At 43.9% G+C, this 14,019-nt stretch carries 12 protein-coding genes; 7 read left to right on the top strand and 5 right to left on the bottom strand.

The features are described from left to right. Window positions 1–120 precede the first annotated feature (120 nt). The 3 genes from LX99_RS07030 to LX99_RS07020 form a co-directional block, all read right to left on the bottom strand. On the bottom strand, window positions 121–1,434 hold the full coding sequence (locus LX99_RS07030) for a hypothetical protein (protein WP_109607215.1): 1,314 nt from the start codon (window positions 1,432–1,434) through the stop codon (window positions 121–123). A 65-nt stretch (window positions 1,435–1,499) separates the two neighbouring features. Beyond that, window positions 1,500–2,846 (bottom strand): porin family protein, encoded by a 1,347-nt coding sequence (locus LX99_RS07025; RefSeq protein WP_109607214.1) that lies wholly within the window; start codon window positions 2,844–2,846, stop codon window positions 1,500–1,502. Continuing rightward, window positions 2,843–3,484 carry an RNA polymerase sigma factor gene (locus LX99_RS07020; RefSeq protein ID WP_109607213.1) on the bottom strand — a complete coding sequence of 214 codons (642 nt, stop codon included), beginning with the start codon at window positions 3,482–3,484 and terminating at the stop codon, window positions 2,843–2,845. Before LX99_RS07020 ends, LX99_RS07025 begins: the two co-directional genes overlap by 4 nt. A gap of 277 nt (window positions 3,485–3,761) precedes the next feature. On the opposite strand from LX99_RS07020, the gene LX99_RS25595 reads away from it, so the two are divergent. Both LX99_RS25595 and LX99_RS07015 read left to right on the top strand, forming a co-directional pair. Then, entirely contained in the window at window positions 3,762–3,938 is a 177-nt protein-coding gene (locus tag LX99_RS25595) for a hypothetical protein (protein ID WP_022829832.1), read from the top strand. Window positions 3,939–4,169: 231 nt separating this feature from the next. Further along, on the top strand, window positions 4,170–4,973 hold the full coding sequence (locus LX99_RS07015; protein WP_109607212.1) for a glycosyltransferase family 2 protein: 804 nt from the start codon (window positions 4,170–4,172) through the stop codon (window positions 4,971–4,973). A 27-nt stretch (window positions 4,974–5,000) separates the two neighbouring features. Here LX99_RS07015 and LX99_RS07010 read toward each other — a convergent pair whose 3' ends face one another. Then, entirely contained in the window at window positions 5,001–6,203 is a 1,203-nt protein-coding gene (locus LX99_RS07010; protein WP_109607211.1) for a glycosyltransferase family 4 protein, read from the bottom strand. Beyond that, window positions 6,200–7,618 (bottom strand): oligosaccharide flippase family protein, encoded by a 1,419-nt coding sequence (locus tag LX99_RS07005; RefSeq protein ID WP_170122651.1) that lies wholly within the window; start codon window positions 7,616–7,618, stop codon window positions 6,200–6,202. The genes LX99_RS07010 and LX99_RS07005 overlap by 4 nt, the downstream gene beginning before the upstream one ends. Window positions 7,619–7,825: 207 nt before the next feature. On the opposite strand from LX99_RS07005, the gene LX99_RS07000 reads away from it, so the two are divergent. Genes LX99_RS07000 through LX99_RS06980 form a run of 5 tightly spaced genes read left to right on the top strand, consistent with a single transcriptional unit; the run spans window position 7,826 to window position 14,015 of the window. Then, window positions 7,826–9,502 carry a hypothetical protein gene (locus tag LX99_RS07000; RefSeq protein ID WP_109607209.1) on the top strand — a complete coding sequence of 559 codons (1,677 nt, stop codon included), beginning with the start codon at window positions 7,826–7,828 and terminating at the stop codon, window positions 9,500–9,502. Continuing rightward, window positions 9,495–10,514: a glycosyltransferase family 2 protein gene (locus LX99_RS06995; RefSeq protein WP_109607208.1), complete on the top strand. Its 1,020-nt coding sequence runs from the start codon at window positions 9,495–9,497 to the stop codon at window positions 10,512–10,514. The genes LX99_RS07000 and LX99_RS06995 overlap by 8 nt, the downstream gene beginning before the upstream one ends. Continuing rightward, on the top strand, window positions 10,504–11,706 hold the full coding sequence (locus LX99_RS06990; protein WP_109607207.1) for a glycosyltransferase: 1,203 nt from the start codon (window positions 10,504–10,506) through the stop codon (window positions 11,704–11,706). Before LX99_RS06995 ends, LX99_RS06990 begins: the two co-directional genes overlap by 11 nt. Then, entirely contained in the window at window positions 11,645–12,772 is a 1,128-nt protein-coding gene (locus tag LX99_RS06985) for a DUF1972 domain-containing protein (RefSeq protein ID WP_109607206.1), read from the top strand. The genes LX99_RS06990 and LX99_RS06985 overlap by 62 nt, the downstream gene beginning before the upstream one ends. After that, window positions 12,750–14,015, top strand: coding sequence for an O-antigen ligase family protein (locus tag LX99_RS06980; protein ID WP_109607205.1), 1,266 nt, complete (start codon window positions 12,750–12,752; stop codon window positions 14,013–14,015). The genes LX99_RS06985 and LX99_RS06980 overlap by 23 nt, the downstream gene beginning before the upstream one ends. Window positions 14,016–14,019: the final 4 nt, after the last annotated feature.

Genomic DNA, 14,019 nt, shown 5'->3' with positions numbered 1-14,019 from the left:
ACCCTTACGGTGCTCAGCAAGGCAAAATAATTGTTACAAAAAACGGAGGGTTGCATAAATGTGCGGTATCCGAAGAATAGCACAATTATACAACCCTTTAGCAGCTTTGCACTGAAATCTCTACTTCTTCACCAAATTAACCGGCTCAACTTCCTGGCTCAGCAACTTGCCAAATAACTCCCATCTTTTTGCAGCATTACCGGCAGTACCGCCATTACTTTCGATATAATTCTTTACCAAATCCTGCCCGTAATTGTAGTTAATTACATAGCTGCGATATTTTTTTATGAAGCTGAGTGATTTTTGAGCGGTTTCGTCGTTCATCAAACAGTATTTACGCAGGTAACTTAGCGCCTTATCCTTGCTCATGGTATTGTTAATCAAACCCCGGGCAGCCTCGTTGCGCGCGTAATTAAGTGTGCCTTTTATGGCGAGGGCTTTAAAATAAAGCGCGGCGCCCGCAGTATCTAAACCGGCCAGCGGCAACAAAACGTTTTTTGCAAAGTTGATTTTATCATTACCCGGAAACGCGACTTCAATACCGTAATTGGCGCTACCCTCGGCAATAAGCGATTGCGGGCTGAACAACGGATATAATGAAATCTCTACCCAGCCCTTATCATGATACAGGTTCTTCTCAAGCAGCATGTTGTATACATGGTGGCCGGGATAACTTTCATGGCTGCCCACATCAATAGCACGGTCAATAAAAACCTTTAAATCGGTATTGATCTGCACGGTGCTTTTATAGCCTCCCTTGTACCAGTTATAGCCAGACCAGGGCTTGTTGGTAACATATTCAAGCGTAAAAGTTTCGCCGGCGGGCAATTTATAGTGCGCCAGGGTGCGTTTGCGGGCTTCGGCTATGGCCGCTTTAATAACAGGGTCCAGCTTATCTTTAGGGATAATAAATTTATTGGCCAGTTTTTGAAAACGGTCATTTACATTGCCCTTGCCCGGCAAAATGCTATCCAGTAAAGCTAACCGGCTTTTAAAAAAATCGTCGGTATAAACAGGTGCCGCCACGCCAAACAACTCGATAGATTCTTCATCAAACGGGCGTTCCTCACCCGAAAAAATCCTGATGCGCCTGCTAAAAGCGATCAATTGATCGGCCATCCAGTTAGCCCTCATCCTGTTAGTATCAATTTTTGAGGCATGTGCTATCTGCCTCAAATCATTCATAATACTGTTAGCAGTAGCCAGCAGGCTATCCTTAGGGAAATTATGGGGTAATAATTCCGTTTTAGGTTTTAGAGAATCGGGGCCGTAATAGGCATCTACAAAATCTCCGTCGTACTGCCCTATGGTTAAACCAAGCTTTACATAATCGACAGCGAGACTATTGAGTTTCTTATTTTCTATTTGCTGCAGCTTATCATTAGCGCATGAAAAAATAAATAATATGGGTATAAAAAACAGCAGCTTTTTCATGAATTGAATTATCTGGTACGGGTAAATGTGCCGCAAGATAAGCATTCCGATTGTTTTACGCCGAATCAGGGTTTTCTGAAAGCATTGATATTATACGTAACACCCACAGCCACACCGGTTGACTGCAGTTTTAAATCTGAATAGCCAACACCCGAAAGCGGCACCTTCATGTACGGCTGCACACTTATTCCAAATTTTGAATTAATCCGGTGCTCATAGGTGGCGTTCAGGTTTAATATGCTCAGGTAATAGCCTTTACTGTTGGGCACTGTATAATTTTGCGGAGATTCAGGATCAACATAGCCCGCATAAGTAAAGGTATATTTTTCGTGCAGCATAATGTACGATGACAAGCCCGTACCTACCGAAACCTTGTTACGAAAGTTGCCATAAACCTGGTAAGCGATATTGATCGGGATATCCAGCATTTTACAGTCGGCCAATACATCGGTTGGTTGATTTTTAAACACATACGATGTATTGTAGTTGGCAAAACTTGTGGTATAAGGTTTTGAAGAATAAACCACGCCGCTTGTTATGGTTAACTTTTTGGTTGCAGCTAATGATAACAAGGCGCCATAATTACTCCCGACTTTACCCTGAAAGGTATTGGTACCGTTTACGTCCGAAGAAGCCAGCGCGGTAACAGCCCATTGAGGGCGGTAACCCAAGCTTTGTTTTGTCATTTTTTTTGCAGGTTTATCCGGATTTGGGGCCGTTGTAGGAATATCGATCTGTGTTTTAAAATCCGGCGAAGACATCGGCACCTGGGTTATGTGAAGTGAGTAACCCTGATTAGCCAACATATACGCGAAAGTACCACGAGCCGGACCAATACCAGCCATTTGCGCCTTATTTTCCAGGCTATCGGTACTATGGGTGTTTTTGGCAGGGACCCGTTTGCCGCCCATATTGTTACTACCACTACGAGCAGTTGTGGTTAACGCCAACTGTTTATTGCCGTAAGTGTGTTGCCTATTTTCCCCTAAGGCAAGCTGCCTGCCGCGCGATTGCAAATTCCGCGCAGAATCTTTTTGCGATTTGGTTACAACCATGTTTTGAGTCCGCTGATCAGTGTTCGCAGTGCTGTCTTGAGGCTGTTGCGATATATCGCCGCCTCTTGTTACGGAAGGCGTTGCCGGCTTGGTTACAGTTGGTTTTACACCGGTCTGCATCTGACCATTATCAATGGTTTTTACCGGTTTAACAAAAAACCACCAGCCTAAAGCCAGCAATAACATAGCTGCTATGCCACCGGCCAAGGGTAACCAATAAACAATACCACGGCGCTTTTTGCCCGCATCAAACATTTGTTCAAAGGCGTCCCAGTCGTCCTCGTTAAACGCGCGATGATTAGCCGGGTCTTCCATCGACCTTTTAAATAACTTATCTAAATCCTCTTCGCTTTTCATCCCCTTATCCCGTTATTTAAAAAAGTACTCCGAACATCTATCCCGTTATAAGCCACTATCGGGTTAAAATCCATACCCCTGTTGTAATTGGTTTTATTAGCAGTTTCCTCTGCTTTTAATATCATTTGTTTTAATTTATGCCTTGCCTTATGCAGGTTTGATTTAGATGTACCCGGACTGATATTCAACATCTCCCCTATTTCCTCGTGCGAGTAACCATCAATAGCAAAAAGGTTAAACACGGTGCGGTAAGCCTGGGGTAACTGTTGGATCATGGCCAGCAAATCTTCATAATTTAAATTATTATCGGTTAAATCACCCTCACTCATCCCTTCGGCTTTTTCCAGGTCTTCGGTATAAGCCATTTTGAGGTTGGCCCGGTAATAATCAATGGACACATTCATCATGATGCGCCCCAGCCAGGCTTTAAAAGGCCGCGTCGTATCAAACCGGTCTATGTGAGTAAACACCTTCATGAAACCCTGATTCATTACTTCGGCTGCCTCGTCGCGGTTACCGGCATAGCGCAGGCAAATACCCATAGAAAAGCCGTAAAACGCCTTATAGAGCATTTTCTGACATTTCCTGTCCTGTTTTACACAGCCATTAATCAGTTGATTTAACTCTTCTTCGCCCATGGGGTCAATAAACCGTAACCAAACGTATAAATTTAATTTTATATACCCACATCACGGCATTAAATATCAAAAGGTTGCCTTAAACACAAAATATTTTTATCGCTCCGTAAACTTCTTATTTACAGAGATTCCACCTAAAAACCATCTAAATCGCGCTTTAACTAACCTTATGTGACAAAGAACTTTCAGGAATAAATTTATTTTACTGCGGGAGGCAACCGCAGGCAGGTTTATATCGTAGTTATCACCAATAAGCCAATCCTGCCGAAGCCAAATTATGAGTATTCAGATCAACCCTAACATCCCTGTTAATAACTGTAAAATTTGCGGTGCCAGACCGGTTATTGAACAAACCAAAAACAGCTGGATTATTGTTTGCCCTACCCCTGCCTGTAAAAACCAGGTTGCGGATAAGCTGATAAATTTTGATGCCTGGAACAGGCAGAATGTCTGAATCAGAATTCACAGATTTTTTCAATTAACTGAATCATTCCCGACCCGAAGATCTAATCGGAAAATTTTATAATTCTGTAAACTCCTAAACAGGTAAAAAGTATTCATGATCATTAGTGTAATCCTAAAACAATTTAAACAAGGAGGCAACCACAGGCAATGGATCAACGATATACTTTATAACCGGCACGCGAAGCCGGGCTTGTAATTTATATACTTTATACTGTTGCTGATGGTACCCGTGTCTGTTGTGATCATTACTAAAAACGAAGCAGCCTTTATTGCCAATTGCATAAAAATGGCCTGCCTCATTACAGATGATATTATTGTAGTTGATAACGATAGCAGCGACGGCACCCCGCAAATAGCGGCCGACTTAGGTTGCCGTGTTTATAAAAAAAACTGGAGCGGCTACGGGGCTAATAAAAATAAAGGCATCGCTAAAGCCCGGCACAACTGGATCCTGAGCTTAGACGCTGATGAAGTGCCCGACCATGAACTGGTTGAAGCCATACACCATTTAAAGCTGGATAACCCGAACGTGGTTTATGATATCCGCTTCAAATCATACTTCGGTAGAAAGCTCATCAGGTATGGCAACTGGGGCAATGATCATCACCCGCGTTTGTTTAACCGTACTTTGGTTAAATGGAGCGAAACCGAGGTTCATGAAACGTTGGTTTTGCCGCCTGCCGCCAAAATTGTCAAAGTTAACGGCTACCTTCACCATCACTCAGTTACTGATACTGATGATTTTGATACTAAGGCCGTTCATTATGCCCGGCTGAGCGCGGCTAAGTATTATAAAGCAGGCAAAAAGGCCACCTTTTTTAAACTGCACTTTTCGGCGTTGTTTGGTTTTGTACGAAATTACATTGTTCGCCTGGGCTTTTTGGATGGAGCCGAAGGCCTCGCCATAGCCCGGATTAGCTACAAAAATACCAGGCTCAAATACAGATATCTGAAACAATACGAAACAAAGCCGGCTACCGGAGAAAATGTTTACCGGAATGACCTGGTGGTTGAACGGGTTTAAGCGCATAAACTGAACACCAAACTTATTTTAACCCCTCAACACCTCTTCGTAAAACTCCAGCGTTTCCCTTGCAATAATATCTATATCAAAAAGAGTTTTTACTTTCTTATTTCCGGCTTTGGCAAGCCCGGCACAAAGTTGAGTGTTGTTTAATAAACGTAAAATGGCTTGTGCCAGTTGATTGATATCATCAGGATCGATCAGCAAACCGTCTACGCCATCATCAATCAATTCTGGTCCTGATGTACGGTTTGAATTAATCACCGCCGTGCCGCAAGCCATAGCCTCCAGTGGCGCCAAAGCGAAAGCCTCGGCATAGGAAGGAAAAACCGCGATAGCCGAACTGCTTAAAATATCATACAATTGCCTGGCTGGTACGTGCCCTTTAAATGTTACGCTGCCTTTCGCTTCATCGCTTAAATAGCTAACAACATCTTTTTGTCGGCCCTTACCAAGTATTAGCAAACGGGCTCCGGGCATCATTTGCTTAACGATGTTCCAGGCTTTTGCCAATTGATAAATCCCCTTTTTTCGCACCAGGCTACCGGTAAAAACCACCTGCGACAGATCCCGCGGTTTATCACTCAACATGGGGTTGGTATCAATACCATTGTATAATACCTTTATCGGCTTTTCGTAATTCAAATAACAGGCGCTTTTTTCGGCAGTATAACGGCTGGCACTACTTACAGCTTTTGCCTGGTTAAGAATAGCCTGTTCCGTTTTAATGATGTGTGGTTTTACTGTCCGCCCTGCTTCGTTATTGAAATAGGTAATAGTACCATTCATTTTCACCACAACGGGTGCGGATAGTTGCGGAAAGGGCACATGTGATTTACAAAAGCGGATATAATCATTATAATCAGGCATTTCGATGATATCAATCTGCTCATTGCATATAATCCGCTCCAGTTGTGCCCCGTATCGGGAGAGGCTTCGCTTTATATAGTTCTCAATAACGCCCGTCTCCTGCAAAATCCGGTTGGTAAGTTTACTTAAAAGCGATTGCCTGTCGTTTGCCCAGGCCCCGCCGTTTAACCATCTAAACCTGTATACCTTTACACCCTCATCAATAAACCGGTCATCGCCCCCATAACCGATGCTGTATATTCCTGCTACGATAACTTTATGGCCCTGCTTCGCCATTTGCCGGGCTATAAGCTGCACATAGGTGCCGATACCGCCGTGCCGACCGGGTGGGTACTCATCGCATAGGTAAAGGATATTCATCGGGCTAAAAACTGTTTACTTTTTTGGAGGTGAACTTTACTAACTTGTTTGGATAGCAGCACTGCCGCTACATAAATAGCAATGGCCAGCAAAAGCCTCAATATAACATGAACGTTTATCACTCCAGTAATAAACCAGGCAAGGAGGCCTGCAACCACAAAAAAAGCGAAAGCAAAAAGGCGAATGTTCATTAACCTTTTATTAACCAACCGGTAATATAAAAATGCCTGCAGCAGGTTAGTAAATAAAAATACCAAAGCCGATCCCATCCCGCCAAGCAAGGGTATCGCTATTAAATTTAAAACGATATTAGCCAGGGCACAACTTACGGTAATAGCTGAAACCGTTTTATATTTTTTTGCGCTGAAACTAACCGACCATAGCAGGTTGATAAAAAATTGTAACGGGATACAAGCCGAAAGGATTAAAAATTCGGTTGCGTTGGTAGCGCCGTACTTCCCGCCGGTTATCATACCAACTACCGGTGTCCATAATATATTTAACACCAGCGTAATCAATACCGCGGCAAACAACTCCACCCGGTTTAAAGCGTCAACCTGTTCTTCAAACTGAATGCTGGCTTTAGCGGCCATAAAACGGGCAAGCCGGGGCAAAATAACCGGGGCGATAATGAGCATGGGCAAACGCGATAATTCATAGGCCCGGTAGGCGAAACTGTAATCGGCCAGCACAGTTTTACTGGCCATAAAACCCAGCAGCAGCCAATCCATACGCGAAAGGCTCATGTCAAATATCACGGATATATATTGTGCCGATGCTTCCTTCAGCAGCTTTATATAGGCCCGGAACCGGACTTTAAAACTAAAGCCGGTTTTGGTGACTATATAGATTAGAAGAGCTAACCATTCGGCAGCGGCGGTAAAGATCATAGTAATAATGATAGTATTTACCGTTAACCGGCGATTATTGATCAGCCATAACGCTAAGGCAATCCTCGCGCTGTTGGTTATAATGGCTATAACACCATAAGGCATAAATTTTTCCTTAGCGTTGAGGTATTGTTTTAGGGGGATGCCTATAAACAGCAGGCCTTGCGCCACAAAAAACCAGGGGAGTGTTTTATACAGGTCTACCTGATCCTTAGCCAGCATGCTCAATAGCATCAATAAGAGCAATGCTGCAAAGAAAGCTGCGACAGCATGAAACAGAAAAGCAGCAGCAGCCCAATCCGACCGGCCGGAAGCTGCGATCCGCCTTACTACCACCTGTTCCAGTCCGAAACCCAAAATGGTGGTAATAAAAATTGACAAGGCATTCATCCAACTGATAGCCCCAAAACTCTCCTTACTTAAATAAACCGAAATGAGGTAAAAGAAAACGCTGCCAAGCACCTGCACGGCAAGGGCCTGCAAGCCCGACGAGAAAATTTTAACAAACGCTTTGTTCCTGAGCAATGCCGTGCTTTTTATAAGGCTATACTACCGTTTTTACGCCGGGGTTGCCTGTAATATCATTATTGATGATATAAATATCTGCAATATACGGCTCATATCGAGGCAACCATTCTATTTTCTCGCCCGTAACTCACTTTAAACGTGGTTGGGCAATGTAGCCTGTAAATGAATACGAGACTTTGCCCAATCAATTAATAAAAAGCGAAAATGACTGCAGGCCTGAAGGTGTTTGATATCAAAAAATGGAAAAGTTACGCCGATTGGCGGCTGCTCATCTTCCTGCTGCTTTTTATGAATGTAAAAATACCTGCAAAAGCAATCGCTATACTTTTTGTTTACCTATCGCAACCCGATTTTAAATTCGGCTTCCAGCTTAAAAACAGCAGGTTGCCCCTTTTTTACCTCCTTGTTTTCCCGATAGCCGCAATAGCCTTTATTACCGATAAAAGCCTTTTTACTATAAACTATCTGATGGTATTTGGCTGGGCATTAACCTGCTGGGCAATGGCATTATTAGCCATCCACCAGCTTAAGTTAATGGTTGAGAAGTTAACTACCGAAACCATATATCATACGCTGATCGTTTTTTTCATCATCAACGCCCTCTTCTCGGCAGGTAACCTCATTTACATCATGTGGGTTACCAAGACTATCAATCCCTATACATTCAGGGGCATGAACCAGCAGTATTTTATCAATACCGGCGACAACATAGCAGGCGTCAGCTTCGATATATCATCAACCAATGCTATTATCTGCGCGTTCGGGGCGCTCTTTTTTATTTTTAAACGCAACCTCACCATGGCGCTTGTTTGTATGGCTACACTCGCGCTTACGTTCAGCAACATGGTTAGTCTGCTGCTTTTGCTGGTGCTGGCTTTCACCTTTATTTTTAAAAGCACCCGCGACCAAAAAAGTATCATTGTTGCGGCTATACTGGTGTATGTAGTTTCATTAGTGAAAATATCACCTGAAAATGCAAACTACATTGATGAGATGATGAAGGAAATGTTTGCCAAAGCCAAGGTTACAAGCCCGAACGGCAGCTCATCACCACAAAAAAACGATATTCCGGACCGCCGGGAACAACGCCGCAACTTTGCGCAGCATTATCTCGACAGCCTGAGCAATGCCCGGGACAAAAGAGAAAAAGTAAACGCGTTTGATGAAAAGCTAAGGAAACTGCCCCAAACAGATGGAGGCCGGGTGTACATTCCGCCGCCTGATACCTTTAAGCCCGAATATTTTATCAGCCATGATACCACACCCGACAGGAAGCAGCTGCTTGATTTTATCGCGCTACACCAGGCTCAACTACCGCTTTCACAGATGAAGGATGTTATACCACGCCAGCAGGGTAAAATAACGGCGATGATTCAAACAGCAAATTATCTCAAAGCCCATCCGCAAAAAAGCATTTTTGGCTTAGGGCCAGGCAATTTCTCATCAAAAATAGCCTTCAGGGCAGCGGGAGCTGGTATAAGAGGTCAATATTCGCCCCGCCATGTATATATCCACCCGGCTTTTATGGCCAATCACCTCGATCTGTACCTTAACTATTTCAGCAGGAATATAAGTTTCCGTTCGGTGCGGAACAATCCATGTTCAACTTATGATCAGCTATTAAGCGAATACGGCATTGCCGGGTTGATCATTTTCGTGGTGTTTTACCTTGGCTACTTTGCCAGGCATTATAAAAAACTGAGTTACGGTCTCCCTATCCTGCTGCTGGCTGCCGGTGTACTTTTTATCGATTACTGGTTTGAGCAACTTTCGGTAATGGTAATTTTTGAACTGCTGCTTTTGCTCGATATCAAAGAAAGCACTACTACATTTGCCTTGAAAACAGCAACTAAAAAAATGGAAGGGCTAATATATGCTTAGCCCTAAAATTACCGTGTTAATGCCTGCCTATAATGCAGGACAATATATTGGCGAAGCCATTAATTCGGTACTGGAACAAACATTTACCGACTTCGAACTGCTGATTGTGAACGACGGATCGACCGACGATACCCTCCGGGTTATACGCTCATTTAACGACGAGCGTATAACCGTTGTAAGCCAGGAAAACAAAGGCGTAGCCGCAGCGCTGAATATAGGATTACAGCATGCCCGCGCGCCATACATAGCCCGTTTTGATGCTGATGACGTTTGCTACCCGTACCGCCTTCAGGTACAATATGATTTTATATGCTCGCATCCCTGCTACACCATCATCGGATCGGCGGTGGATTACACTGACGAGCGCGGCGACCCGGTTTTTACCTGGCAGCCTGATGCATTTAGCCATAACGAGATCAAGCAGCTAAGCTACAGGATTTGCCCTTTTATCCACTCGAGCGTGTTTTATAAAAAGGATGCTATTTTAAACGCGGGCGGCTACAATGAATTGGCCTATACTTTTGAAGATCATTTTTTATGGGCGGGGATCCTGAAACACCAAAAGGCTTTTAACCTCAATCAACCGCTGATAAAAGTACGGCTCAACTCCGCATCTATCACTATTGATGAAAAATGGCGGACCAAACGGTTCAGGAACATTAAATACAAAGCACTGCGCAAACTAAGTATTACCGCCGAAGAAGGAAGGGAATTAGCCGTAATCGGCGCCAGGCAACTATCGCCCCGTATTAAGAAAGGCGCGTATTATGCCCTGCTGGGCAAAAAATATCTGTGGAATAATTACCAGCCCGAAAAAGCAAGAACTAACCTGGCAAAGTCACTGTCAATTAGTCCGCTGCATGTTCAAAACCTCTTTTTACTGTTGATGTCATTCCTGCCTGAAAATACCCTGAGCAGGATTTACCGGCTAACCAAAAACAATTTTCGTTTGAAGGAAGTAGAGACATCCGCGCCGGTTTTAACACGAAAGGAGTTGAACTATGGCAATTAACAAGATCAAAATTTTTGTTGACGCCCACTCGTTTGATAAAGAATTTCAGGGGGCTCAAACTTTCATCCGCGAGTTGTACAACCGCTTAATAAACGATTATCCCGAACTGGATATTTATATAGGCGCACGTGATACAGCTAACATCCGCAGGCTGTTTCCGAATTTGCCCCTAAAAAACATCCTTCAGTACAAGAACCGCGGACTGAACATCCTGCGCTTTGTTTTTGATATCCCAGGCTTTATTAAAAAACACCATTTCGATTTCGCTCATTTTCAGTACGTCAGTCCGCGTAAAATAGCGGGCTGCCGGTATATCGTTACCATGCATGATATCTTGTTTAATGATTTCAGGGAGGATTTCCCATGGTTGTTCAGCAGGTTGCGCAATTACCTTTTTGGGCGGAGTTTGATAAATGCTGATATCAAAACCACGGTATCTGAATATTCAAAAAGCCGTATTTGCCATTATTATGGCATTCACCAAAACCAGGTGCATATCATATCAAACGGTGTAGGTAATTCGCTGCTGCAATTCCAAAACTCAAAACAGGAAGCCGTTGAACTGATTGAAAAAAAATTCGGCATTAAAAATTTCATTCTATACACCAGCAGAATCGAGCCGCGTAAAAACCATCTATTGCTGTTAAAAAAATATCTTGAGTTAAACCTTTACAAGCAAGGAATCGGGCTGGTGTTCATCGGCAAGGAATCCATCAAAACTCCCGGACTACAGGAATTGATAGCCGGCTTAACAGTCGAACAAAAGCGCCTGTTTCTGTGGGTAAAGCAAGCCGGACAAGCCGATCTGGCGGCGTTTTACCGCGCCTGCCGCCTTTTTGTATACCCATCTAAAGCCGAGGGATTTGGCATCCCGCCGCTGGAAGCGGCCATTTGCGGCGCACCGGTGCTTTGTTCATCAGAAACAGCCATGCAAAGCTTTGATTTTTTTAAGCCGCATACATTTAACCCGGCTGATGATTCGGTTTTTGAGCAAAAATTACTACAAATGGCGCTGTATCCACCAACCGAAACCTTTACGGCATGGGTGGCCAGGCAGGTGGAACAGCGCTACAACTGGCAAAACAGCAGCGCCCTTTTTTATAATCTGTTAAAAGCAAACTACAAACAACATGAAACTGAGCATAGCGATTTTAGGCACGCGCGGAATCCCGAACTATTATGGCGGGTTTGAGCATATCTCGGAGTATGTATCGGCCGGTTTAGTAAAAAAGGGGCACTCGGTTACGGTTTACAACTCGCATAACCACCCCTATACCGCCAATAGCTGGAACGGTGTGAATATAGTTCATTGTTATGACCCCGAATACCTTATTGGCACCGCCGGGCAGTTTGCCTACGATTTTAATTGTATTATGGATGCCCGCAGGCGGAAATTCGATGTGGTGTTGCTGATGGGCTATACCAGCAGCTCGGTTTGGGGAACCCTGTACCCAACCGGAAGCACCATCATTACCAACATGGATGGCCTGGAGTGGAAACGGAGCAAATACTCCCGACCGGTTCAGAAATTTTTAAAATATGCCGAAAAACTGGCTATAAAGCACAGCCAATATTATATCTCCGATTCGAGGGTGATCCGCGCTTACCTGCAGGACAAGTATTGTGTTGACAGCCGTTATATCCCTTACGGTGCCGACCTGTTTTCGGAACAGGAACGTGAACTGTTTGACAAAAGCGAGGTACTAAAGGAAGATTATTTTTTGCTGATGGCCCGCATGGAACCCGAAAATAACATTGAAACCATTTTAGAGGGTTTTAACAACAGCTCGTCCAGAAAGTGCTTTATGGTTTTGGGCGATACAAGTAACCGTTTTGGTAAATTCATTACCCATAAATTTAAAAATGACGACCGCATCCAGTTTAAGGGAGCAAACTTTGATAACTCGGTAGTGCGGGCGCTGCAAAATAACAGTTACCTGTATTTTCATGGGCACAGCGTTGGGGGCACCAACCCATCCCTGTTAGAGGCTATGGCCAGCGAAGCCCTGATAGCCGCGCATAACAACCCCTTCAACAAATCGGTATTAAACTCGGATGCCTTTTATTTTGACAACGCAGCCGAAGTAAAGCACCTGGTTGAGAACGTGCAGCGCCATGATACCGAGCGCGCCATGGTGAAAAACAACCTGAAAAAAATTCAATACCAGTTTAATTGGGATGTAGTGATAAACGATTACGAAGATTTTATAATTGAATGCTACCGCAAGCAAAAAGATGGAAAAATTATTGAAGCCTGACGATACGCTAAGCAACCGGATAAGCTATTATTTAATCGCGCTGTTATTGCTTAGCCTGCCATATAACCTGTTTTACAGTCACCTGCTTTTAACAGGTTTGGCTGTGCATACCCTTATACAGATCCGTAAAAGCGATATTAAAGCCGTTTTTACAAAGGCTAACTTCGCACTAACGGCTGTGTTTTTTATTACGCTTTTCAGCATAGTTTATTCTACCAATAAACCGCAGGGCTTTACCGAACTGGGCAGGCAGGTAACTATTTTGCTCATCCCGCTAATCTGCTGTTTTAACACCCTTGATTTGAAAAAATACCGGGATAACCTGTTGCTTATTTTTTCGGCGGGCTGCGTTATCACCATCATATATCTGTTTTTTCATGCGCTTTATACCGTGCGCTATTATCATTTGCCTGTGCGGGCGCTGGCTTCCCCGGCGTTCACCAATCATAACTTTTCAGAACCGCTTGAAATGCATGCCACCTTTTTTTCTATGCAGATTGGTATCGGGTTAATTTACTTCATTTACAGGCTTATTTTGCAAAAGCGGCGACCAATTAAAATAACTTATTGGGTGTGTTGTGCCGTACTTGCGGTCGGCATTGTACAGTTAAGCGCCAAATCGGTTTTTGTTGCGCTGATGCTGGCCGTCAATATCGCTGTGCCGCTGTTTTTATTATCGAAACAGGTACGCAAAAAGTTCGTGATGGTTGCCATGTCGGCATCTTTACTGGTGATAGCGGGCATTTTTGCTACCGGTGCTTATAAAAATCGTTTTGTTACCGACCTCAGGAAAGACCTCAGCAAATCTACCGGTGCAGAACTTACCGACCCGCGGCTGGCCCGCTGGGGCGTAGCGCTGAAGGTTGCCGCGCAATCGCCGGTTATAGGGCACGGCGCCGGTACGGAGATAGCCCTGTTGCAGGATCCTTTTTTTGATCATCACTTTTACCGCTCCTACATCGCCGAACTTAACGCGCATAACCAGTTTATCAGTTTATTTATCAAATCGGGCCTTACCGGTGTTTTGGTCTACCTGTTGGCGCTGCTGTTCGGCTTCAAAACAGCCGTAATTAAACAAGACGTTATGTTGCTGAGCTTTATGCTGATCATCACCTGCGTTTCCTTTTCAGAAAATTTTTTGGATGTAGATAAGGGTATATTTTTTTATGGTGTTTTCTTTTCATTGCTCGTTTTCTCTGCCGCCGGGCAAGCAACTGAAAATCAACCTGAAATTAAGGTGTAAATTA

The organism is Mucilaginibacter oryzae (genome assembly GCF_003148845.1).
GTDB classification, from domain to species: Bacteria; Bacteroidota; Bacteroidia; order Sphingobacteriales; family Sphingobacteriaceae; genus Mucilaginibacter; species Mucilaginibacter oryzae.
The sequence above is the reverse complement of the archived record's forward strand: the minus strand, read 5'-3'. Positions and strand labels throughout refer to the sequence as shown.